17 protein-coding genes are annotated in these 21,963 nt (G+C 68.0%); 9 read left to right on the top strand and 8 right to left on the bottom strand.

Features of this window, described 5'->3' with window-relative positions; all coding sequences use genetic code 11:
- Positions 1 to 4: 4 nt before the first annotated feature.
- Entirely contained in the window at positions 5 to 3,148 is a 3,144-nt protein-coding gene (gene putA, locus GH266_RS16845; protein ID WP_158194857.1) for a bifunctional proline dehydrogenase/L-glutamate gamma-semialdehyde dehydrogenase PutA, read from the bottom strand.
- A 159-nt stretch (positions 3,149 to 3,307) separates the two neighbouring features.
- Here putA and GH266_RS16840 point away from each other — a divergent pair, with 159 nt between their 5' ends.
- From GH266_RS16840 to GH266_RS16825, 4 genes are all read left to right on the top strand, one after another.
- Positions 3,308 to 3,793, top strand: a complete 486-nt coding sequence (locus GH266_RS16840) for an Lrp/AsnC ligand binding domain-containing protein (RefSeq protein WP_199270354.1) — start codon at positions 3,308 to 3,310, stop codon at positions 3,791 to 3,793.
- Between the two features lie 104 nt (positions 3,794 to 3,897).
- A complete protein-coding gene (locus tag GH266_RS16835; protein WP_158194856.1) occupies positions 3,898 to 5,145 on the top strand; it encodes an ABC transporter substrate-binding protein in 1,248 nt (415 codons plus the stop codon).
- A 28-nt stretch (positions 5,146 to 5,173) separates the two neighbouring features.
- Positions 5,174 to 6,856, top strand: coding sequence for an ABC transporter permease (locus tag GH266_RS16830; protein WP_158194855.1), 1,683 nt, complete (start codon positions 5,174 to 5,176; stop codon positions 6,854 to 6,856).
- Positions 6,853 to 7,488, top strand: coding sequence for an ATP-binding cassette domain-containing protein (locus GH266_RS16825; protein WP_158194854.1), 636 nt, complete (start codon positions 6,853 to 6,855; stop codon positions 7,486 to 7,488). Before GH266_RS16830 ends, GH266_RS16825 begins: the two co-directional genes overlap by 4 nt.
- A 13-nt stretch (positions 7,489 to 7,501) precedes the next feature.
- Here the strand turns inward: GH266_RS16825 and bfr are convergent, their stop codons facing one another.
- Both bfr and GH266_RS16815 read right to left on the bottom strand, forming a co-directional pair.
- Positions 7,502 to 7,987, bottom strand: coding sequence for a bacterioferritin (bfr, locus tag GH266_RS16820; protein WP_158194853.1), 486 nt, complete (start codon positions 7,985 to 7,987; stop codon positions 7,502 to 7,504).
- On the bottom strand, positions 7,977 to 8,210 hold the full coding sequence (locus GH266_RS16815; RefSeq protein WP_158194852.1) for a (2Fe-2S)-binding protein: 234 nt from the start codon (positions 8,208 to 8,210) through the stop codon (positions 7,977 to 7,979). Before GH266_RS16815 ends, bfr begins: the two co-directional genes overlap by 11 nt.
- Positions 8,211 to 8,761: 551 nt before the next feature.
- Between GH266_RS16815 and GH266_RS16810 the strand changes: the two genes are divergently transcribed.
- Both GH266_RS16810 and GH266_RS16805 read left to right on the top strand, forming a co-directional pair.
- Positions 8,762 to 10,477, top strand: coding sequence for a methyl-accepting chemotaxis protein (locus GH266_RS16810; RefSeq protein ID WP_158194851.1), 1,716 nt, complete (start codon positions 8,762 to 8,764; stop codon positions 10,475 to 10,477).
- Between the two features lie 211 nt (positions 10,478 to 10,688).
- Positions 10,689 to 13,124 (top strand): methyl-accepting chemotaxis protein, encoded by a 2,436-nt coding sequence (locus GH266_RS16805; RefSeq protein ID WP_158194850.1) that lies wholly within the window; start codon positions 10,689 to 10,691, stop codon positions 13,122 to 13,124.
- 85 nt (positions 13,125 to 13,209) lie between these two features.
- Here GH266_RS16805 and GH266_RS16800 read toward each other — a convergent pair whose 3' ends face one another.
- The 4 genes from GH266_RS16800 to GH266_RS16785 form a co-directional block, all read right to left on the bottom strand.
- Complete coding sequence (locus GH266_RS16800; protein ID WP_158194849.1) at positions 13,210 to 14,010, bottom strand: FAD binding domain-containing protein; 801 nt, start codon at positions 14,008 to 14,010, stop codon at positions 13,210 to 13,212.
- Positions 14,011 to 14,195: 185 nt separating this feature from the next.
- Entirely contained in the window at positions 14,196 to 16,565 is a 2,370-nt protein-coding gene (locus tag GH266_RS16795) for a xanthine dehydrogenase family protein molybdopterin-binding subunit (RefSeq protein WP_158194848.1), read from the bottom strand.
- Between the two features lie 261 nt (positions 16,566 to 16,826).
- Positions 16,827 to 17,318 carry a (2Fe-2S)-binding protein gene (locus GH266_RS16790; RefSeq protein ID WP_158193428.1) on the bottom strand — a complete coding sequence of 164 codons (492 nt, stop codon included), beginning with the start codon at positions 17,316 to 17,318 and terminating at the stop codon, positions 16,827 to 16,829.
- Positions 17,319 to 17,428: 110 nt separating this feature from the next.
- Positions 17,429 to 18,163: an SRPBCC family protein gene (locus GH266_RS16785; RefSeq protein ID WP_158193429.1), complete on the bottom strand. Its 735-nt coding sequence runs from the start codon at positions 18,161 to 18,163 to the stop codon at positions 17,429 to 17,431.
- A gap of 169 nt (positions 18,164 to 18,332) precedes the next feature.
- Here GH266_RS16785 and GH266_RS16780 point away from each other — a divergent pair, with 169 nt between their 5' ends.
- Genes GH266_RS16780 through GH266_RS16770 form a run of 3 tightly spaced genes read left to right on the top strand, consistent with a single transcriptional unit; the run spans position 18,333 to position 21,134 of the window.
- Entirely contained in the window at positions 18,333 to 19,397 is a 1,065-nt protein-coding gene (locus GH266_RS16780) for a class I SAM-dependent methyltransferase (RefSeq protein ID WP_158194847.1), read from the top strand.
- Positions 19,394 to 20,242, top strand: a complete 849-nt coding sequence (locus GH266_RS16775) for a TrmH family RNA methyltransferase (RefSeq protein ID WP_158194846.1) — start codon at positions 19,394 to 19,396, stop codon at positions 20,240 to 20,242. The genes GH266_RS16780 and GH266_RS16775 overlap by 4 nt, the downstream gene beginning before the upstream one ends.
- A gap of 25 nt (positions 20,243 to 20,267) precedes the next feature.
- Entirely contained in the window at positions 20,268 to 21,134 is an 867-nt protein-coding gene (locus GH266_RS16770) for an SDR family oxidoreductase (RefSeq protein ID WP_158194845.1), read from the top strand.
- 10 nt (positions 21,135 to 21,144) lie between these two features.
- Here the strand turns inward: GH266_RS16770 and GH266_RS16765 are convergent, their stop codons facing one another.
- Complete coding sequence (locus tag GH266_RS16765; RefSeq protein ID WP_158194844.1) at positions 21,145 to 21,921, bottom strand: DUF1194 domain-containing protein; 777 nt, start codon at positions 21,919 to 21,921, stop codon at positions 21,145 to 21,147.
- Between the last annotated feature and the right edge of the window lie 42 nt (positions 21,922 to 21,963).

Genomic DNA, 21,963 nt, shown 5'->3' with positions numbered 1-21,963 from the left:
TCTTTCAGTCTTCCTCGGCCATGGCGATCAGGCTGGCATTGCCGCCGGCCGCCGCCGTGTTGATCGAGACGACCTGCTCCAGCGCGAAGCGGCCGAGATAGGCCGGGCCGCCGGCCTTCGGGCCGGTGCCGGACAGGCCGGATCCGCCGAAGGGCTGGGTGCCGACCACAGCGCCGATGGTGTTGCGATTGACATAGACATTGCCGACCGACAGGCGGTCGACGACGGCCGCCACCGTCGCATCGATGCGGCTGTGCACGCCGAGCGTCAGGCCGTAGCCCGTCGCCGCGATGGTCTCCAGCATCTTCGGCAGGTCGGACGCCTTGTAGCGCACCACATGCAGGATCGGGCCGAAGGTCTCCCTGGTCAGCGCGTCGGGCCGGTCCAGCTCGACGATATGCGGGGCCACCCAGGTGCCGCGCGCCAGCGTGCCGCCGGGCGCCTCGCCAGCGTAGAGGACCTTCTGGCTCCGGCGCATCTCCTCGACATGGGCGAGCAAGCGGTCGCGGGCCTCGAGATCGATCACCGGGCCGATGTCGGTCGCCGGATCCATCGGATCTCCGAGCGACAGTTCGCTCGCCGCGCCCTTCAGCATTTCCAGCTGCTTGTCCGCGACGTCCTCCTGCAGATACAGCAGGCGCAGCGCCGAGCAGCGCTGGCCGGCGGAACGGAAGGCCGACATCATCACGTCGTCGCAGACCTGCTCGGGCAGCGCCGTCGCATCGACCAGCATGGCGTTGATGCCGCCGGTCTCGGCGATCAGCGGCACGATGGGGCCGCGCTTGGCCGCAAGTGACCGGTTGATCGCCCAGGCGGTCTCGGTCGAGCCGGTGAAGGCAACGCCGGCAACGCGCGGCTCGGCCACCAGCGCCGCGCCCAACTCGCGCCCACCGGGAGCCAGCAGGAACACATCCTCCGGCACGCCGGCGGCATGGATCAGCTTCGCCGCTTCGAAGGCGATCAGCGGGGTCTGCTCGGCCGGCTTGGCGATCACCGTATTGCCAGCCAGCAGCGCTGCGGTGATCTGGCCGAGGAAGATCGCCAGCGGGAAGTTCCACGGCGACACGCAGACGAAGACGCCGCGGCCGCGCAGGCGGTAGCGGTTTTCCTCGCCGGTCGGTCCGGGCATCAAGGTGCCTTCGCCGAACTGCTTCACCGCCTCGGCCGCGTAGTAGCGGCAGAAATCGACCGCCTCGCGCACCTCGGCAAGGCCGTCGGGCAGGGTCTTGCCGGCCTCGCGGGCGAGCAGCGCCATCAGCCGCGGTGTCTCCGCCTCCAGCATGTCGCCGAGGCGAGCAATGGCCGCGGCGCGCTGGTCGACCGGTGTGCGCGACCAGCGGGCAAAGCCCTTGAGCCCTGCATCGAACATCGCCGGCACTTCGTCGGCCGTCGCCTCGCGCACGGTGCCGACACGGGACGCACCATCGACGGGCGACAGGACCGAGCGTTCGTTGCCGCGTGCCTTCGCACCCGGATAGAGCGGCCCTGCGCCCTCGACCACACGCGGAGCCTTGGCCATGTCCTCGACCAGCCGGGTGCGGTCGCGGGCAAGGCCGAACTCCAGGCCCCTGGAGTTGTTGCGGCTCTCGCCGTAGAGCGCGGCCGGCATCGGGATCCGCGGGTTGCGGGCACGGGTGCCGCCGGCCAAGAGGTCGTGCGGGCGGGCGAGCAGCCGCGAGATCGGCACGGAGGCATCGCCCACCGCCGAGACGAAGGATGAGTTGGCGCCGTTTTCCAGCAGGCGGCGGACCAGATAGGCGAGCAGGTCGCGGTGGCCGCCGACGGGCGCGTAGATGCGGCAGGGGTGCCCGTCACGCTCGGTCACGGCCTTGTACAGGCTCTCGCCCATGCCGTGCAGGCGCTGGAACTCGAAGCCGCCCTCGTTGCCGGCCATGGCGATGATCTGCGCGACCGAGAGCGCGTTGTGGGTGGCGAATTGCGGGTAGATGCGGGGCCGCGCGCCGAGCATCGCCCGGGCACAGGCGAGATAGGAGAGGTCCGTTGCCGCCTTGCGGGTGAAGACCGGGAAATCCTCCAGGCCGCGCTCCTGGGCGCGCTTGATCTCGGTGTCCCAATAGGCGCCCTTGACGAGACGCACCATGAAGCGGCGATCCAGCCGCTCGGCCAGGGAAATGATCCAGTTGACCACTTCCAGCGCCCGCTTCTGATAGGCCTGGATGGCGAGGCCGAACCCGTCCCAGCCGGCGAGCAAGGGATCGGCCGCGACGGCCGCGAAGATGTCGAGCGAGATCTCCAGCCGGTCGGCCTCTTCCGCATCGACGGTAAAGTTCAGATTGTGGCGCTTGGCCGCCTGGGCGAGCTTGAGCAACTGCGGCACCAACTCATCGCGCACCCGGGTGCCCTTGACCGCCTCGTAGCGCGGATGCAGCGCGGAGAGCTTGACCGAGATGCCGGGACGGGCGGGCAACTCGCCCTTTCCGGCGGCCGCGCCGATGGCCTCGATCGCATCCGCGTAGGAGCGGAAGTAGCGCTCGGCATCGCCGGCCGTGCGGGCGCCCTCGCCCAGCATGTCGTAGGAATAGCGGTAGCCCTTGGCTTCCTGCCCCTTCGCCCGCGACAGGGCGCCCTTGATGGTCTCGCCGAGCACGAACTGATGCCCGAGGATGCGCATCGCCTGACGCGTCGCCGCACGCACCGCCGGCATGCCCATGCGCTTGACCAGCGAGGCGAGGATCGTGTTGGGCTGCTCGCCCGGATGCAGCAGGCGCGAGGTGACGCCCAGCGCCCAGGACGAGGCGGAAACCAGCCAGGTGTCGGATGGGCCGCCCTCGGACTCGTCGAAACGGGCGGCGGCCAGCTTGTCCTCGATCAGCTTGTCCGCGGTCGCCGCGTCGGGCACGCGCAGCAACGCCTCGGCCAGCACCATCAGCGCCAGGCCCTCGCGGGTCGACAGGCCGTATTCGCGCAGGAAGTCCTCGACGCCGCCGAGACCGCCGATGGCCGAGCGGATCGACTGGATGTAGCCGGAGGCGATGTCGTCGACCCGCGCCTCGGTCGTCTCGTCGAAGACGACCTTGCCGAGCAGGCTGCGAACGGCACTGTCGTCGGAGGGCGCAAAGGTGGCGCGGAAGGGGGAAAGATCGGTCTGCGACAGCGCGGCGGGCGCGCGTTCCGGGGCAAGGCTCATGACGGCTCCAGGACAAAGGAGGACACGCTCGCGGCGGACGATCCGTCCGGCCGCCTCATCCCCCGAAGAAAGTCTCGCTCTTCGGGGATTTATCCCATTATACTGCCGTATATGCCGTTAATTCCGTCAAAGATTGGCATTCATAATGGAATATAACCTGTGAAATCCGAAACGGCCGCGCAATCCACGGATCTGGATCGCATCGACCGCCGCATCCTCGAAGTGCTGCAGGTGGACGGGCGCATCACCACCACGGACCTTGCCGCGAAGGTGAACCTTTCCCCGACCGCCACGGCCGAGCGGATGAAGCGGTTGATGCGCGACGGGTACATCCTGCGCTTTTCCGCCGAGCTCGACCCGTTGCGCCTCGGCCAGGGGCTCCTGGTGTTCCTGCAGGTGAAGCTCGACCGGACGACCCCGGACGTGTTCGACGCCTTCGCGCGGGCCGTGAAGCGCGTGCCGCAGGTGCTCGAATGCCACATGGTGGCGGGCGGCTTCGACTATCTGGTGAAGGCGCGGGTCTCCGACATGGCCGCCTATCGCAAGCTGCTGGCGGATGCGGTACTGGACCTTCCGGGCGTCCGCGAAACGCATACCTATGCGGTGATGGAAGAGATCAAGGACACGCACGTGCTGCCCCTGTAGCCGCCCGCCGCGCCGATGCCGGGCACGGCAGCGTCACGAAGCCGTGTGTTGACCGTCACCGCAAGCGCTTGCGACACCATGCGAAACGGGAAGGGGAACTCCAGATGACCATCATCCGCCTGCTGTCGCGACCTGTACGCGGCGCCCTGCTGGCTGCAGCGCTGAGCCTGCCGATCGCGCCTCTCGCCAGCCGCGCCGAAGAGGCGGTGGATCCGGCCGCCTGGACCGATGTGCTGGCAAAGGCGAAGGGGCAGACCGTCTACTTTCACGCCTGGGGCGGAGAGCCGCGCATCAACGCCTATATCGCCTGGGCGGGCAAACAGCTGCAGCAACGCCACGGCATCGCCGTGGAGCAGGTGAAGGTGGACGACACGGCCAATGTGGTCGCGCGCATCGTCGCCGAGAAGGCTGCCGGCAAGGAGAGCGGCGGCGCCGTCGATCTCGTCTGGATCAACGGCGAGAACTTCGTTTCGCTGAAGAAGGCCGGCCTGCTGATGTCGCCGGGCTGGGCGACAAAGCTGCCGAACTGGCCGCTGGTCGATGTGGAGAACAAGCCGGCGGTCGTCACCGACTTCACCGAGCCGACCGACGGCCAGGAAAGCCCGTGGGGCATGGCCAAGCTCGTCTTCATGCACGACACGGGAACACTGGCGGAGCCGCCGAAGACGCTTGCCGCGCTTGCCGAGCATGTGAAGGCCAATCCGGGTCGCTTCACCTATCCGCAGCCGCCCAACTTCCACGGCTCGACCTTCCTGAAGCAGGTGCTCGCCACCACCATCGCCGACCGGGCGAAGCTGTCGCGCCCCGCCGACCCGGCGAGTTTCGAGGCGGATGTCGCGCCGCTCTTTGCCTATCTCGACGCGCTTCATCCGAACATGTGGCGGCAGGGCCGCGCTTTCCCGCAGAACCAGCCGGCGCTGCGCCAGTTGCTGGCCGACGGCGAGATCGACATTGCCTTCACCTTCAATCCGGCCGGCGCCTCCGCGGCGATTGCGGCCGGGGAACTTCCCGACACGGTGCGCACCTTCGTGCTGGACGGGGGCACCATCGGCAATGCGCATTTCGTGGCCATTCCGTTCAACGCCAATGCCAAGGCCGGCGCGCTCGTTCTCGCCGACTTTCTTCTGTCGCCGGAAGCCCAGGCGCGCAAGCAGGACCCGCCGATCTGGGGCGACCCGACCGTGCTCGCGGTGGAGCGGCTGGAGGCGGCCGACCGCGAACGCTTCGCCGCGCTCGACCTCGGCATCGCCACCCTGTCGCCGGAGGAGCTCGGGCCGGTGATCGAGGAGCCGCATGCGAGCTGGATGGTGGAGCTGGAGCGCGCCTGGACCGCTCGCTACGCCTCGCAGTGAACACGCTGTATCCAAGGCCCGTCCGACCATGCTGAGACTGGCACCGGTCCTCGCGCTGGCCTTGATGCTGGGGCCGGTGGCGGCCGGGCTCCTCGGCACGTTGCTGCCGGCTGCCGGCTATGTGCCGGTGCTCGGCGGCACCGCAGTGTCGCTCGAACCTTTGCGCATGCTGCTGACCCAACCCGGCATCGGAATGTCCGCTGCGCTGTCGCTCGGCACCGGGCTCGTTGCCACGTTCGGAGCGTTCGCGGCCGTGATCCTGTTCACCGCCGCCTTCGAGGGCACCCGCTTCTTTCGCGCGCTGCGCCGGCTGCTGTCGCCCCTGATGGCCGTGCCGCATGCGGCCGCCGCCTTCGGTCTTGCCTTCCTCATCGCCCCATCCGGCTTCGCCATGCGGTTGCTGTCGCCCTGGGCAACCGGTTTCCAGCGCCCGCCCGACCTACTGATCGTCGGCGATCCCTTGGGGCTGACGATGACGCTCGGGCTGATGGCGAAGGAAATCCCGTTCCTCTTCCTGATGCTCCTTGCGGCCCTGCCGCAGGCCGACGCCCTGCGCAGCCGCCGGGTGGCGGCGAGCCTCGGCTATGCTCCGGTCGCGGCCTGGCTGACCACCGTATTGCCGCGCGTCTATCCGCAGATCCGCCTGCCGGTCTTCGCCGTGCTCGCCTATGCCACTTCCGTCGTCGACGTGGCGCTGATCCTCGGGCCGACCACGCCGCCGCCGCTCGCCGTGCGGTTGACTGGATGGATGAACGATCCCGACCTGTCGCTGCGCTTCATGGCGTCGGCCGGCGCGCTGGCGCAGCTCGGCCTCAGCCTCCTCGCCATCCTTGTGTGGATGATCGGCGAAAGGCTCGCCGCGAAACTCGGCCGCCGCTGGATCGAGAGCGGCCGGCGCAGTGCCGCAGAACCGCTCGCCGCCGCCCTTTCGGGGACCGCGATGGTGGCACTTGCAGGCGCGATGCTTGCCGGTCTTGCGCTCCTGGCGCTGTGGTCGGTGGCCGGCCCCTGGCGGTTTCCCGATCCCCTGCCCCATCACCTGACACTGCGTGCATGGACGATGCACGCACATGCGGCAGGAGATGCGATCGCCGTCACCATCGCCATCGCGCTGCCGGTGGTCATCGTGGCGATCGCGCTCGCGCTCGCATGCCTGGAGGGCGAGACGCGCGACGGCCGCACCATCCGTCACCGGTCGCTGCCGCTGCTCTACCTGCCATTGATCGTGCCGCAGATCGCCTTCGTCTTCGGCCTGCAGGTGCTGTTCCTGATGGCAGGATTGCACGACACCCTCCTTGCCGTCGCGCTCGGCCATATGGTCTTCGTGCTGCCTTATGTCTTCCTGGCGCTCTCCGACCCCTGGCGCGCGATCGATCCGCGCTACGGCCACATGGCCGGGGCCCTCGGCGCTTCGCCAGCCCGCACCTTCTGGCGTGTCCGCCTGCCGCTCGCGCGCAAGGCGGTGGCAACGGCCGCCGCGCTCGGCTTTGCCGTCTCCGTCGCGCAATATCTGCCGACGCTGCTGATCGGCGGAGGACGCATCTCCACCGTCACGACCGAGGCCGTGGCGCTGGCCGCAGGCGGCAACCGGCAACTCGTCGGCATCTATGCGCTTTTGCAGATGCTGCTTCCCTTCGCTGCCTTCCTGCTGGCGGCGGCAGTCCCCGGCATCGCCCATCGCCGCCGCCCGGAGAACGAGGCCACCGCATGACCGACGCCCTCATCTTCGACAAGGTCGTGATCACGCTCGCGGGGCGCGATCTCATCTCGCTCGACCGCGCGATTGCGCCCGGCGAGGTGCTGACGGTGATGGGACCGAGCGGCATCGGCAAGTCGACGCTGCTCGCCCATGCAGCAGGGTTCCTGGATCCGGCCTTCGCGGCCCGCGGCCGGGTGTTGTCCGGGGAGACCGAGCTTACCGGCCTGCCGCCGCACCAGCGCCGGCTGGGGCTGCTGTTTCAGGATCCGCTGCTGTTTCCGCATATGAGCGTCGGCGAGAACATCGCCTTCGCGCTGCCGCCCGAGCTGCACGGGCGCGCAAGACGTCGGCAGGCCGTGGCGGCGGCACTCGCCGATGTCGAGCTGGCCGGCTTCGAGGCCCGCGACCCGGCCACCCTGTCAGGCGGGCAGAAGGCGCGTGTCGCCCTGATGCGCGTGCTGGAATCGCAGCCTCGGGCGCTGCTGCTCGACGAACCGTTTTCCCGGCTGGACGCCGCGCTGCGCGACCAGATCCGCCAGCTCGTCTTCGCCAAGGCACGCGAACGCGGCCTGCCCGTACTTCTCGTCACCCATGACCGGGCGGACGCGGAGGCCGCCGGCGGTCCGGTCGTCGACTACGGCTGAAACCAGCCTTCCCTCACCCCGCCGCGTCGGCAGGCTGCGACTGGAGCAGGCCATAGCGCTCGATGCCGATCTGCTCGATCAGCTGCAGCTGGGTCTCCAGATAGTCGATATGGGCTTCCTCGTCGGCCAGAAGTTCCTCGAAGAGGAGCTTCGAGACGTAATCGCCGGCCGCGAGCGTCACCTCGCGTGCCTCCTTGTAGAGGGCGCGGGCGGAATACTCGCCGGCGAGATCCGCCTCCATCACGTCCTTCAGCGATTGGCCGATGCGCAGCGGATCGAGGCTCTGCATGTTCGGAAAGCCGCCGAGGAACAGAATGCGGTCGATCAGCCGGTCGGCATGCGCCCGCTCCTCCATCGACTCCTCCAGCTCCTTCGCGGCCAGCTTGCCGTAGCCCCAGTCGTCCAGCATGCGGTGATGCAGCCAGTACTGGTTGACGGCGGTCAGCTCGTGCCGGAGAGCCTTGTTGAGATACTCGATTACCCTGGCATCACCCTTCATCGGTGCTCTCCCCCGCAGCCGGCGACGTGCCCTTGTCCGCCGGTGCTTCCTCGTGAATGATCGGTATGACGGTGCTGAAGCAGCTGCCGCAGCGCGGGCGCTTGCCGAGCGCGCGAAACACCGCGCCCGGCGTCACGACCACCCGGTCGGGACCCGATTGCAGTTCGCGCGCGGCCTTGCGCAACTCCTTGTCCGTCAGGACATTGCAGGAACAGACGATCACGTTGGATCCCGGCCGGCCTCATCGGCTGGCCCTCTTTATAAAGTTGAACTTTCGACACTACATATGGGACGCTCCGGCGCGATGCAAACCCGTTGCCTTGCGTATCTCGCAACACGATGTCCCGCCGCAGGGCCGATGTCACCGCATCTTTTGCCCCGACGCCGCCGCAACGCACATTTTCTTCAATTAACATCAATGACTTGATACCGATCCAGGACAAAGCGCGGGCGCCTGCATTTCAGCTCAACCGGCAGCAGCAGCCGGCTTTCGTCTCGCGCCTTGCCGGCATCCTCAGCGAGAGGTGCAAAGCCTCGCGTAGGGTCAGGGTAATACCGCACCTGCCTCCAGCCGAGTTCTCCACCTCAGACGGCAGGATTTCCAGCCATGATCACGCCAGGATACATTCGCCTTCCCGAAACATCCTTGCCTTCAGATGCGTTCCCCCAATCCAATCCAGCACATGATCCAATAACTACAATTTTACACTTCCTGATCATAAATCTTTCCCTAGCGAAATTGCGAACGATCCTGCAAGGAAGGGAAGAACGGTCATGGGCCTGCTTTCGCGTCTCAATCTGGTTTCCATCGTATCCATGGCCGCGGCGCTTATGATCGTGCTCGCTCTCGGTACGGTCGGCACGGTCATGTACATGGTGATCTCGGACCGCATCATGCACGACGCCGTCACCCGTCAGGACACAAGCTTGCGCGTCGCCGCGACCATCGTGGGCGGCGAGATGCCCGGCACGACCATCACCTGGAGATCGGACGGCAATGTCGATCGCGTGGTCATGGAAAGCATTCCCGACGAGATTTCCGATCACACGATGATCGACAAGATCGGACGCATGACCGGAGAAACCGTCACGGTCTTCAAGTGGGATCAAGAAAGCCGCGACTTCTGGCGCAAGACCACCAACATCATCAAGCCGGACGGCAACCGTGCCGTCGGCACGCCGCTCGGCCAGAAGGGCGCTGTCTATCCGGTGGTCACCAAGGGCGACACCTATCGCGGCGAAGCGGTGATCCTCGGCACGCCCTACTATACGATCTATGCGCCGATCTTTGCACCCTCCGGCGAGATCTCTGGCATTCTTTATGCCGGCGTGCGCAAGTCGACGATCAACGCCCTGATGGATGCGGTCACCAGCAAGCTGGTTCTTGCCTTCCTGCCGATCCTCGTCGTCGCCGTCGGCGGCATGGCACTGCTGACGCGCCGGCTGCTGAAGCCGATCCCCCAGCTCGCCGAGGTCGCCCATCGCATCGCCGACGACGATCTGGCCGTTGAGGTGCCCTACACGTCCCGCAAGGACGAGATCGGTCAGCTCGGCTCGGCCATCGACGTGCTGAAGGCGCGCGCGCTCGACCGGCAGAAGCTGGCAGCCGATCGCGAGGTTTCCGTTGGCGAAAGCCGACGCCGCCAGAGCGAAGTCGACGGGCTCGTCGCGGACTTCCGCGACAAGGTCCAGGCGCTGATCGGCACGGTGAGCGAGACGGCGAACGGGCTCGACGAGACCGCCCGTACCCTCTCCGCCTCGGCCCAGGAAAGCGCCGAGCGCGCCAGCGAGACCTCCCAGGCCAGCTCCGCCGCCACCGGCAGCGTCCAGACCGTGGCCAGCGCCGCCGAGGAGCTCTCCGCCTCCATCGCCGAGATCTCCCGCCAGGTCGGCCAGACCACCCAGGTCGTCGACCAGGCCACCCAGGGCACCCACTCCACCAACGAGAAGGTCGCCGGCCTTGCCGCCGCCGCCAACAAGATCGGCGAGGTCGTCTCACTGATCCAGGCGATCGCCGAGCAGACCAACCTGCTGGCGCTGAACGCCACCATCGAGGCGGCGCGCGCCGGCGAGGCCGGCAAGGGCTTTGCCGTCGTTGCCGCCGAGGTCAAGGAGCTGGCCACCCAGACCTCCAAGGCCACCGAGGAAATCGGCGCCCAGATCGCCGCGATCCAGGGCTCGACCGGCGAGGCGGTCGCCGCCATCGGCGAGATCGCCCAGATCATGCAGGAAGTGAACGGCTACACCGCCTCCATCGCCTCGGCCGTCGAGCAGCAGGGAGCCGCCACCAGCGACATCTCGCGCTCGGTGCAGCAGGCGGCAGAAGGCACCGGCGCCGTCACCCGCAACATGGAGATGCTCGCCCATACCGTCGACAGCACATCGGCTGCCGCCGACAACGTCCTCGACGCCTCCGGCGCCATGGCTCGCAACACCGACGCCCTGCGCGGCGAGATCGACAGGTTCCTGGCCCGCGTGGCGGCTGCCTGAGTCGCTTGCCCGAGCGGCTTGCCCGCGCCGATCGCAACAACCGCCGATTATATCCGACGACATGCGGCGCGCCCTGCCCGGGGCGCGCCGCTTCTTTTCAAGCCCTTGGAATCGCTTAAGTTGTTTTCTGGAGAAAATTTCCCCGGATTTTACCGAAGATTCACGGACGTCCGCCTAGGGTTCCACAACGAACGGGTGTGGAGGATCATTTATGTCCCGGCTGTTGGGCCTGATTGGCAATCTCGGATTTGCCGCCAAGATCGGTGGCGGCTTTGCAATCGTGCTGCTTCTTGCAGCCGTCCTCGGCGGTGTCGGCACCATGGCCATCGGTGGCCTGACCAGCCAGATGGACACGTCGAGAATCGCGACCGGCGTCGTCGCAAGCCTGCAGGAGGTCTCCGCCGTACGCGAGAGCTTCCTCCAGAGCCGCAAGGCGGAAGACGCCGAGAAGACCGAAGCCGCGGTGAGCGATCTCGCGAAGGAACTCGAGGCGCTGAAAGCTTCCGTCGCAACCGATGCGACCGCCAGCCGCGAGGTTTCCGCTGCCATCGAGGCCGTCTCGGTCATGCGCAGCAACTTTGCGGACGTCAGTTCCGAGACCGGCCGCCAGCAGGAGCTGAACGGCGAACTGGCCGCATCCATCGCCCGTCTCGGCGAACTCTCCAAGCAGATCAACGGCGACATGCAGATCGTCCGCCGCGATGCCAAGCGCGAGAGCCTGCGGGCCGCCGCCACCCGGCGCAAGGCGGACGACATCATCCGCTTCGTCGTGGCGCTGCGCGAAGAGGCGCTGCGCACCCAGTACATGTTCCTGCGCTCGACCACGTCGACCGCCGACGGGCTGCTGGAAGAAGCGATGGCCGAAGCCCAGAAGCTCGGCGACAATGCACGCGCGCTGACCAATGCCCGCGTCGACGGCGTCGACCAGGCGAGCGTCGAATTGCTGGCCAACCGCTCCGGAGAGCTGCAGGAGCAGTTCACCCAGCTTGCCGCGACCACCTCCTTCGCCGACGTCCACAAGCTGCGCGGCCAGGTCAACAAGACGCTCGAAGACATCGTCGCCGCGGCCAAGGACGTCCAGACCTCGGCCTACAAGGCCATCGACGCGATCCAGCAGGACGTGCAGTCCCGCGACATCGCTTTGATCAAGGTCGACCTGGTCTCGGCCAATGCCAGCGACCTGTCGCGGCAGGCCCTCGCGGTGAAGTCAACGACGCTCGGTTTTCTCTCCGGCTTCGGCGACACCGATGCCGAGGGCGTGATGCGCGACATTTCCGAACTCAGCTTCGTCGCCGGCACCCTCGCTGCCTCGGCAAGCCAGTTCCCGGAGGTCGCAGAGAAGGTTCAACTGGCCCAGACCGAGATCGACGGCTACCGCACGTCCTTCGAGAACATGCTGAAGAGCCTTGAGGCCGTCCGCGCTTCCTCGCAGCAGCTTGCCGGTGTCACCGCCGACATGCGCCGCCAGATCACCTCGCTCGCCAGCGAGCAGGCCGAGCGGGCCGCCAGTTCGGGCGCTGCCAGCTTCTGGACCATCGCGGTCACCCTGGCCAGCGTCGTCGGTCTCGGCATCGCCGTCGCCATCGTCCTGTCGCTTGCCATCACCCGCCCGACGCGCCGCCTGACGGAGATCATGGGCCGCCTGGCCGAAGGCGATACCGATGTGGAGATCGACGGCACGGAGCGCGGCGACGAGATCGGCGCGATGAGTCGGACCGTCGAGGTGTTCCGCGACAATGCCCGCGAGCGTGCCCGCATGCGGGAGGAACAGGAGCTCGAGCAGCAGGCAGCGGCCGCCCGTCAGGCGCGCGTCGACGAGCTGATCGGCTCCTTCCGCGCGCAGGTCCAGGAGCTGCTGTCGTCGGTCGGCGACACCGCTGCCGGCATGGAGGCGACCGCCCGCGACCTGACCCGCATTGCCGGCGAGAGCGCCGGACGCGCCGAGGAGACCACCCGGGCGAGCGGCGCGGCCACCCACAATGTGGAAAGCGTCGCCACTGCGGCCGAGGAACTCGCCGCGTCCATCGCCGAGATCGCCCGCCAGGTCGGCCAGACCACCGAGGTGGTCAACCAGGCGAGCCACGGCACACGCCAGACCAACGAGAAGATCTCCGGTCTTGCGGCCGCTGCGCAGAAGATCGGCGAGGTGGTGACCCTGATCCAGGCGATCGCCGAGCAGACCAACCTGCTGGCCCTCAACGCCACCATCGAGGCGGCGCGGGCGGGCGAAGCCGGCAAGGGCTTTGCCGTCGTCGCCGCCGAGGTCAAGGAGCTGGCCAACCAGACCTCCAAGGCCACCGAGGAGATCGGCGCCCAGATCGCCGCGATCCAGGGCGAGACCAGGGGGGCTGTCGAGGCGATTGCCGCGATCACCCAGACGATGCAGGAGGTCGACAACTACACCTCCGCCATCGCCGCTGCCGTCGAGCAGCAGGGGGCGGCCACCAACGAGATCTCGCGCAACGTCCAGAACGCGGCCGAGGGCACGACGTCGGTGACCAGCAACATGGGCGAGCTGGCCAATGCGGTCGCCGAGACCAACGCTTCGGCCGATATGGTTCTCGTCGCCTCCAGCGATGTTGGCGACAAGACCCGCCAGCTGCGCGCCCAGATCGACCGTTTCCTGAACGACGTCGCGGCCGCCTGATCCCAGTCAGCCGATAGCGGCTTGAGAACAAAAAACAGCCCGGATGGTTTTTCCATCCGGGCTGTTTGCTTATGGCAGCCTTGCCTCAGCCGTTGAGTTTTTGTACGGCGCGCTTGGCCATGACGGCGACGAGGTTGGCGCGGTACTCGGCCGAGCCGTGGATGTCGGAGATGAGGTCGTCCGCATCGGTCGTGACGGCGGCTGCGGCCTCCGGCGTGAAGCTCTGCGACAGCGCCTGTTCCAGCCCCTCGTGGCGGAAGACGCCGCCCGCGCCCGCCCCCGTCACCGCGACCCGCACGCCGCCGTCGGTGCGCGCAACGAACACGCCGGCCATCGCATAGCGCGAGGCCGGGTTCGGATACTTGGCATAGGCGCAGGCCGCGCAGGCGGGGATCTCGACCGCAGTCACGATCTCCCCTTCCTCCAGCGCCGTCTCGAACAGGCCGGTGAAGAACTCTGCCGCCGCAAGCCGCCGCCGGTCGGTGACGATGGTCGCCCCCAAGGCCAGCATTGCCGAGGGATAGTCCGCCGCCGGGTCGTTGTTGGCGATCGACCCGCCGATCGTCCCGCGATGGCGCACATGCGGATCGCCGATATGGCCGGCAAGCTCGGCAAGACCCGGCGCCAGCCGCCGCACGCTCGGTGAGCCGGCAACCTCCGCATGGGTCGTCGCCGCCCCGATCCGCAAGCCCCCACCCGTTTCAGTGATGCCCTTCAGGTCGGCGACATGCGTCACGTCGACAAGATCGGACGGCGCGGCAAGCCGCTGCTTCATCGTCGGCAGCAGGGTCATGCCGCCAGACAGGATCTTGCCGTCCTCGCAAGCGGCGATCTTCGCCGCCGCATCGGCGACGCTCGTCGCCCGGTGATAGGTCGTCTCGTACATCCCGGTTCTCCCTCGCCCGGCATCCGACCGGGCCTCTTGCTCGTCTGGTGAGGCGCCCCGGGGGCCAAGGGCCGTCCGGGAGCACCGTCCTCAAGGATTGCGCGGCCTGCTCCGCGGCCCCACTCGGCCGCTTGTTGCCGGCGCAGCGCAGATCACTCCGCTGCTTGTTGCCGGCGCAGCGCAGATCACTCCGCTGCTTCTGCCGGCCGGGCCGCCTGCAGCGCCGCCCACACCGCCTGCGGCGTTGCCGGCATCTCCAGCGCGTTGGTCCCGATCGCGTCGGTGATCGCGTTCATCACCGCCGGCGGCGAGCCGATCGCCCCGGCCTCGCCGCAGCCCTTCATCCCCAGCGGATTGCCCGGACACACCGTCACCGTCGTCATCAACCGGTAGGACGGCACGTCGTCCGCCCGCGGCATCGTGTAGTCCATGTAGGACGCCGACAGCAGCTGGCCGTCCGCGTCATAGGACGCATTCTCCAGCAGCGCCTGGCCGATGCCCTGCGTCAGACCGCCATGCACCTGCCCTTCCACGATCATCGGGTTGATGATCGTCCCGAAGTCGTCCGCCGCAACGAAGTCGACGATCTCGACCTTGCCCGTCTCCGGATCAACCTCCACCTCGCACACATAGGTGCCGGACGGGAACGTGAAGTTGGTCGGGTCGTAGAACGCCCCCTCCTTCAGCCCCGGCTCCATGCCGGCGGGCAGGTTGTGCGCCGTATAGGCGGCAAGCGCCACCTGGAAGAACGGCAGCTCCTTGTCCGTGCCGGCCACCTTGAACGTGCCGCCCTCCAGCGCGATGTCCCCTTCCGAGGCTTCCAGCAGGTGCGCCGCGATCCGCTTCGCCTTCGCCTCCACCTTGTCCAGCGCCTTGACGATCGCCGACATGCCGACCGCGCCCGAGCGCGAGCCGTAGGTGCCCATGCCGAACTGCACCTTGTCCGTGTCGCCATGCACGATCGCGACCGTGTCGAGGCCCACCCCGAACCGCTCCGCAACCAGCTGCGCGAAGGTCGTCTCGTGCCCCTGGCCATGGCTGTGCGAGCCCGTCAGCACCTCGATCGTGCCGACCGGGTTCACCCTGACTTCCGCCGATTCCCACAAGCCGACGCCCGCTCCCAGCGAGCCGACCGCCTGGCTCGGCGCAATGCCGCACGCCTCGATGTAGCAGGACAGGCCGATGCCGCGCAGCTTGCCCCGCCGCGCCGCCTCCGCCTTGCGCGCCGCAAAGCCCGCATAGTCGATCGCCGACAGCGCCGCCTCCAGCGAGGCATCGTAGTCGCCCGCGTCGTAGCACATGATCACCGGCGTCTGGTGCGGGAACGAGCGGATGAAGTTCTTGCGCCGGAACTCGGCCGGGTCCATCCCCACCTCGCGCGCCGCCGTCTCCATCATCCGCTCAAGCAGGTAGGTCGCCTCCGGCCGCCCCGCCCCGCGATACGCATCCACCGGCACCGTGTTGGTGTAGACCGTCTTCACGTTGCAGTGGATCGCCGGGATCGCATACTGGCCGGACAGGAGCGTCGCGTAGAGATAGGTCGGCACCGACGAGGAGAACAGCGACATGTAGGCGCCAAGGTTCGCCACCGTCTTCACCCGAAGCCCAAGGATCCGGTTCTCCGCGTCCAGCGCCATCTCCGCTTCCGAATAGTGATCGCGGCCATGCGCGTCCGTCAGGAACGCCTCCGTGCGCTCGCACGTCCACTTCACCGGGACGCCCGTCTTCTTCGACGCCCACAGGCACACCATCTCTTCCGGATAGATGTAGATCTTCGACCCGAAGCCGCCGCCCACATCCGGCGCGATCACCCTGAGCTTGTGCTCCGGCGCGATGTTGTAGAAGGCCGACAGCACCAGCCGCGCCACATGCGGGTTCTGCGAGGTCGTCCACAGCGTGTAGTGCTCGTCCGCCTCGTCGTACTGGGCAAGCGCTGCACGCGGCTCCATCGGGTTCGGCACCAGGCGGTTGTTGCGGATCTCCATCCGCGTCACCCGCGCCGCCGAGGCGAAGGCCGCCTCGGTCGCCGCTGCATCGCCGATCTCCCAGTCGTAGATCAGGTTGCCCGGCGCTTCCTCGTGCAGCTGCGGCGCCCCCTCCTTCAGCGCGTCCAGCGCATCGACCACGGCGGGCAAGGGCTCGTACTCCACCTCCACCGTATCGGCGGCGTCGCGCGCCTGCGCCCGCGTCTCGGCGATCACCACCGCCACCGCCTGGCCGACATGGCGCACATGCTCGCTCTCCAGCGCCCGCCAGGCGCCCATCTTCATCGGGCTGCCGTCCTTCGAGTGGATCATCCAGCCGCAGATCAGGTTGCCGACCCCGTCCGCAACCAGTTCCTGCCCGCTCAGCACCGCGATCACGCCCGGCATGGCCCGCGCCGCATCCGCGTCGATCGACACCACCTTCGCATGGGCATGGGGCGAGCGCACGAACACCGCATGCGCCATCCCCGCCACCGTCATGTCGTCCGTGTAGCGGCCCTTGCCGGTGATGAACCGCTTGTCCTCGCGGCGCTGAACCCGTGCGCCGATACCTTCAACCGAACCTGCCATCTCGTCCTCCCTCGCAAGGGCCGCGATGCCCGGCATCCTCCCGCCCGGCACCCGCCCTGCATGCGTTCCTCATGTCGATAGCTTCGACGTGCCAATCGCTTCGAACAGTTCGCTTCGAACAGTCTCCCGGCAGGCCCGCCGCATCGCCATCCCCCGAACGGCGGCAGGCCCCTTGCCTGGGCGGCCTGGGCAGCCTGGGCGGCCTGGGCGGCGGCGCCTCAAACCCCGTGCGACGCCCCCTCCGGTCCCCTGTTCGGCGCCCTATTCGGCCGCCGTCTTCATCCCGGCCATCGTCTCGCTCGCGGCCGCGATCGCCTTGACGATGTTGTGGTAGCCCGTGCAGCGACAGATGTTGCCTTCCAGCTCGGCCCGGATCGTCGCCTCGTCCAGCGGACCCCCGCCATGGCGCGCGATCATGTCCACCGCCGCCATGATCATCCCCGGCGTGCAGAAGCCGCATTGCAGACCGTGATGCTCCTTGAACGCCGCCTGCACCGGGTGCAACTCGCCCCCGGACGCCAGACCCTCGATCGTCGTCACGTCGCAGCCCGAGGCCTGCGCCGCCAGCATCGTGCAGGACTTCACCGCCTTGCCGTCCACATGCACCACGCACGCCCCGCATTGCGACGTGTCGCAGCCCACATGCGTGCCCGTCAGGCCGAGCCCCTCGCGCAGGAACTCAACGAGAAGCGTCCGGTCCTCGACCACCCGCGTCACCGTCCGACCGTTCACGACCATGTTCACTTCGGCCATGCAAATCCTCCCTCGTTCCAAAAGGCCTGTTCCAACGCCCCTTCAGGGCAGGCCGGCCATCTTCAAACCTGTTGCTCAAACCTCAGCGCGCCAAGCTCGGCGCGCCAACTTCAACGCATCAGCGCCAGGATCACGATCACAACCGCAAGCGCGGCAAGACCCCACACCATCGGCCCGCCGAGAAAGCCCCGGCCAGCCGCCGTCTCGACCTCGCTCTCCACCTCGCGCGCCGCCTTCGTCACACGCTCTTCCGCCTCAAACACCGCACCCGAGACTGCCTCGCCGACCTCTTCGGGAAGCCGCGACAGCGCCGCGCTCTTCGCCGCCTCGATCTCACCAGCGTCCGGCTCGTCAAGACCAGCAGAGCCCGCAGCCGCAGCACCAGCAGCACCAGCCTCAGCCGCGCCGCCCTCCACGATCTCCTTGAACTTGCCGAAGAACTCGTCCGCCATCTTGCGCGACGTCGACACGATCAGCCGGCTGCCAAGCTGCGCCAGCTTGCCGCCGACCTGCGCCTTCACCGTGTAGCTCAGAACCGTCTCCGCCCCGTCCTCGGCCAGCGACACGTCCGCCGCCCCCTTGGCAAAGCCGGCAACCCCGCCCTTGCCCTCGCCGACGATCGTGTAGCTCTCCGGCGGGTTCAGGTTCTCCAGCGTCACCGCGCCCTTGAACGTCGCCTTCACAGGACCGATCTTCGCAACGACCGTCGCCGTCATCTCCCGGTCCGAAACCTTCTCAAGCTCCTCGCAGCCAGGAATGCACCGACGCAACACATCCGCATCGTTCAGCGCTGCCCAAACCGCACCGCGACCAGCCAAAATCCGATACTCGCCAACCAAATCCATGGAAACGCCAATCCCTCTCTTCGGCGCGCGCCCTGCGGAACGCCGACCCTTTCCCTAAGCTTGGCCAAGCCGGTCACACCTTTCAAGTGCTTGAAAGAAAATCAGCTACAAACTTCTCTTTGGTGCAGCGCAGCAGCGCATGGGCCGCGCGAGGAGATTGACCCGCGCCATGAACCGCCCTAAGGCCAACGGAAACGGCGATCCGCCCGACGGTCGCCGCCAGATCTTGCCCAGCCCGGCGCCGGGCCGTTCGAAAAGGCAGCCCGTTCCCGTGTCCGTTCGTCCCGCCATGCCCGGCTCCGATCCCACTCCCGCCCCTGCCGGCAAGCCGCCGGCCGCATGCTGGCCGCTGATCCTGGAAACACGCGGCTGGGACGACTACGCGCTGCTCGACTTCGGGCACGGCCGCAAGCTGGAGCGCTACGGCCGCATCGTCGTCGACCGGCCGGAGCCCCAGGCGATGGGCGCGCCCCGCCTGCCGGAAAAGCGCTGGCTGTCCGCCGATGCCGTCTTCACCGGCAATGACGAGGACGACGGGCCGGGCCGCTGGCGGCTGAACCGAGATCTGCCCGAGACCTGGCCGATGCGGTTTCACGACGTCCACTTCCTCGGCCGCTTCATGTCGTTCCGCCATGTCGGCGTGTTTCCCGAGCAGGCGGCCCACTGGCAGTGGATGGCCGAGCGGGTGGCGGCACGCAAGGCCGCCGGCGGCAAGCCGATGCGCATCCTCAACCTGTTCGGCTATACCGGCCTTGCCTCCTTGGTGCCGGCCGCGGCCGGGGCCGAGGTCACCCATATCGATGCCTCCAAGAAGGCGATCGGCTGGGCGCGCGAGAACCAGGCAATGTCCGGGCTCGACGATCTGCCGGTGCGCTGGATCTGCGAGGACGCGGTCAAGTTCGTCGCCCGCGAGGTCAAGCGCGGCAACCGCTACGACGGCATCCTGCTCGACCCGCCGAAATACGGCCGCGGCCCGAAGGGCGAAGTATGGGACCTCTACGAGAGCCTGCCGGCATTGATGCCGATGATCGAGGAGATCCTGTCACCGGAGGCCGACTTCCTGGTGCTGACCGCCTATGCGATCCGGGCGAGCTTCCTGTCGCTGCACGAGCTGATGGCCGAAACCCTCTCGCGGCGCGGCGGCGTGCTCGCCTCCGGCGAGCTGGTGCTGCGCGAGGAGGGCGGCAGCCGCGCGCTCTCCACCTCGCTCTACAGCCGCTGGAGCGCCTCATGAGCACGAACATCCCGCGCCCCGGACAGGTCAAGCAGGTCACGTCCTTCTCCAACCCGCTGGTCAAGGACATCAAGGCGCTGATCGCCCAGCGCAAGCACCGGCAGAAGAGCGGGCGCTTCGTCGCCGAGGGGCTGAAGCTTGCCACCGACGCGCTGGCCGCCGGCTGGGAGGTCGACATGTTGGTGCTCGGCCCGGAGGCGCGCGACAGCGCCCCGGCGCGCGAGGTCGCGGCGACCGCACGGGCGCGCGGCGCCACGATCCTGGAGGTCTCCACCGCCGTGCTGGCCGCGATGACCCGGCGCGACAATCCGCAGATGGTCGTCGGCGTCTACGGACAGCGCCTGCTCTCCGCTTCCGCGCTGGAGAAGGCCTTCGTTGCCGCGCCGCAGGGCGTGTGGGTGGCGCTCGACCAGGTGCGCGATCCGGGCAATCTCGGCACGATCATCCGAACCGCCGACGCGGTCGGTGCGTCGGGCGTTCTTCTGGTCGGCGACACCACTGATCCCTTTGCGGTGGAGGCGGTGCGCGCCACCATGGGCTCGCTGTTCCATGTGCCGCTGGCCCGTCTCACCCGCGAGGGCTTTCGCGAGCTCGCTGCCCGCTGGCCGGGCACGGTCGTCGGCACCCATCTCAAGGGCTCGTCCGACTATCGCACCATCGACTATCGCCGCCCGGCGCTGCTGCTGATGGGCAACGAGCAGTCCGGCCTGCCGCAGGAGATGGCGGAGGCCTGCAGCGCCCTCGCCCGCATCCCGCAGGCGGGCCAGGCCGACAGCCTCAACCTGGCCGTCGCGACCGCGGTGATGCTCTACGAGATCCGCCGCGGCGACCTGTCGCTCACCTGACCAGATCCTTTCAGGAGCAAGCCCCATGCGCCTTTTCGTCTTCGGTCTCGGCTATTCGGCGGACGCCTTCGTCCGGCGCATCTCCAGCCGGTGCGAAAAGATCACGGCGACCACCCGCAGCGCGGAGAAGGCCGCACGGCTTGCCGAGCGGGGCATTACGCCTGTTCTTTTCGACGGCACCGCGCCCAGCGACGGGGTGCGCGCGGCGCTTGCCGATGCCACCCATGTGCTCGTCTCCATCGCGCCCGGCGAGACCGGCGACCCGGTGCTTGCCCATCACGCCGCCGACCTTGCCGCCGCGCGCCCAAGCTGGATCGGCTACCTCTCCACCGTCGGCGTCTACGGCAATCACGACGGGGGCTGGGTCGACGAGGAAACGCCCTGCCGGCCCGTATCGCGGCGCTCGCGCCAGCGGGTCGAGGCGGAAGAGGCCTGGCTCGCCTTTGCAGCAAGGCACGGCATTCCGGTGCAGATCTTCCGCCTGTCAGGCATCTACGGGCCGGGCCGCAACACCTTCATGAATTTCGAGAAGGGCACCGCCCGGCGGCTGATCAAACCGGGCCAGGTGTTCAACCGGATCCATGTCGAAGACATCGCCGGCACGCTGGAAGCGGCAATCGGCGCTGGTCCGACGACACGGATCTTCAACGTCACCGACGACGAGCCGGCGCCGCCGCAGGACGTGGTCGCCTATGCGGCGGAGCTGCTGGGCGTTGCGCCGCCGCCGGAGCAGGATTTCGAGACGGCGGAGCTGTCGCCGATGGCGCGCTCCTTCTACGGCGAGAACAAGCGGGTCTCCAACGAACGGGTGAAGCGGGAGCTCGGCTACACGTTCCGCTATCCCGACTACCGGACCGCGCTGACCACGCTCCACCGCGACGGCTGGCGCTGAAGCCGCAGCGTCAGTCGACCGCCGTCCCGCCTGCCGCGCCGAAGCGCACGCTCGGGCCCTCGAGCGCCGCGAGATTGCGCTGCGGCGGGATCGCCGCGATTTCCAGAATGAGCTTCTTGCGAACCGCATCGGCGAAGGTTGCGGTGGAATCGGCAGAGACGACGAAGGAGCCCGGACCGCCGATGATCCGTTCGGCGAAGGCTGCTTCCAGGTCGTAATAGACCGGCCGGCCCGAGCAGTGGCGGCAGAGAACGGCGAGACCGTTGATGACGATGCCGGAGGCGACGACCTCGGCCCGCGCCGTTTCCAGCGGCGGCCCGTTCCAGCTGTTGGCGCTGTCGGCGGAGACGTCGATCACCCGGCGCAGGCCGGTGTAGTCGTTGCCCTCGATCATCTGCTTGCCCTTGAGCAGGGCCGAGCCGATGGCATTGCGGCCGAAGGCGCGGCGGGGCGCTGCCATCAGCTTCTGCGCGAAGTCCTGCGCCGCCTGAGGTCCGTCGATGACCATCCAGTCGACCACCACGTCCTGCGAAACGTCGCTGCCCCATTCGACATAGGTCACGGCGATCTTGCCGTAGGCATTGTCGAGGATCGCGGAAAGCACCATCGGGTCGGTGATCGCGTCGGCATAGCCCTGCCGCTGGAAGCGGATTTCCGCGTCGTCGATGGAGCCGGTGGAATCGGCGAGAAGCACCAGTTCCAGGTCGAGCTCCTCGGCCCCCGCCTGGCGCACCGGCGCGGCAAGCGCCACGAGGAGGGAAAGGGCAAGGCAGGCGAATGCGCGCATGGCCGTGTCTCCTGAACGTCCGGGACCTCCAGTCAAGCACGG

It is taken from the genome of Stappia indica (assembly GCF_009789575.1).
GTDB lineage: Bacteria > Pseudomonadota > Alphaproteobacteria > Rhizobiales > Stappiaceae > Stappia > Stappia indica_A.
The sequence above is the reverse complement of the archived record's forward strand: the minus strand, read 5'-3'. Positions and strand labels throughout refer to the sequence as shown.

Coding starts and splice junctions, on each gene's coding strand:
- putA (WP_158194857.1), bottom strand. CDS start 3,148: ATGAGCCTTGCCCCGGAACGCGCGCCCGCCGCGCTGTCGCAGACCGAT.
- GH266_RS16835 (WP_158194856.1), top strand. CDS start 3,898: ATGACCATCATCCGCCTGCTGTCGCGACCTGTACGCGGCGCCCTGCTG.
- GH266_RS16830 (WP_158194855.1), top strand. CDS start 5,174: ATGCTGAGACTGGCACCGGTCCTCGCGCTGGCCTTGATGCTGGGGCCG.
- GH266_RS16825 (WP_158194854.1), top strand. CDS start 6,853: ATGACCGACGCCCTCATCTTCGACAAGGTCGTGATCACGCTCGCGGGG.
- bfr (WP_158194853.1), bottom strand. CDS start 7,987: ATGAAGGGTGATGCCAGGGTAATCGAGTATCTCAACAAGGCTCTCCGG.
- GH266_RS16810 (WP_158194851.1), top strand. CDS start 8,762: ATGGGCCTGCTTTCGCGTCTCAATCTGGTTTCCATCGTATCCATGGCC.
- GH266_RS16805 (WP_158194850.1), top strand. CDS start 10,689: ATGTCCCGGCTGTTGGGCCTGATTGGCAATCTCGGATTTGCCGCCAAG.
- GH266_RS16800 (WP_158194849.1), bottom strand. CDS start 14,010: ATGTACGAGACGACCTATCACCGGGCGACGAGCGTCGCCGATGCGGCG.
- GH266_RS16795 (WP_158194848.1), bottom strand. CDS start 16,565: ATGGCAGGTTCGGTTGAAGGTATCGGCGCACGGGTTCAGCGCCGCGAG.
- GH266_RS16790 (WP_158193428.1), bottom strand. CDS start 17,318: ATGGCCGAAGTGAACATGGTCGTGAACGGTCGGACGGTGACGCGGGTG.
- GH266_RS16785 (WP_158193429.1), bottom strand. CDS start 18,163: ATGGATTTGGTTGGCGAGTATCGGATTTTGGCTGGTCGCGGTGCGGTT.
- GH266_RS16780 (WP_158194847.1), top strand. CDS start 18,333: ATGAACCGCCCTAAGGCCAACGGAAACGGCGATCCGCCCGACGGTCGC.
- GH266_RS16775 (WP_158194846.1), top strand. CDS start 19,394: ATGAGCACGAACATCCCGCGCCCCGGACAGGTCAAGCAGGTCACGTCC.
- GH266_RS16770 (WP_158194845.1), top strand. CDS start 20,268: ATGCGCCTTTTCGTCTTCGGTCTCGGCTATTCGGCGGACGCCTTCGTC.
- GH266_RS16765 (WP_158194844.1), bottom strand. CDS start 21,921: ATGCGCGCATTCGCCTGCCTTGCCCTTTCCCTCCTCGTGGCGCTTGCC.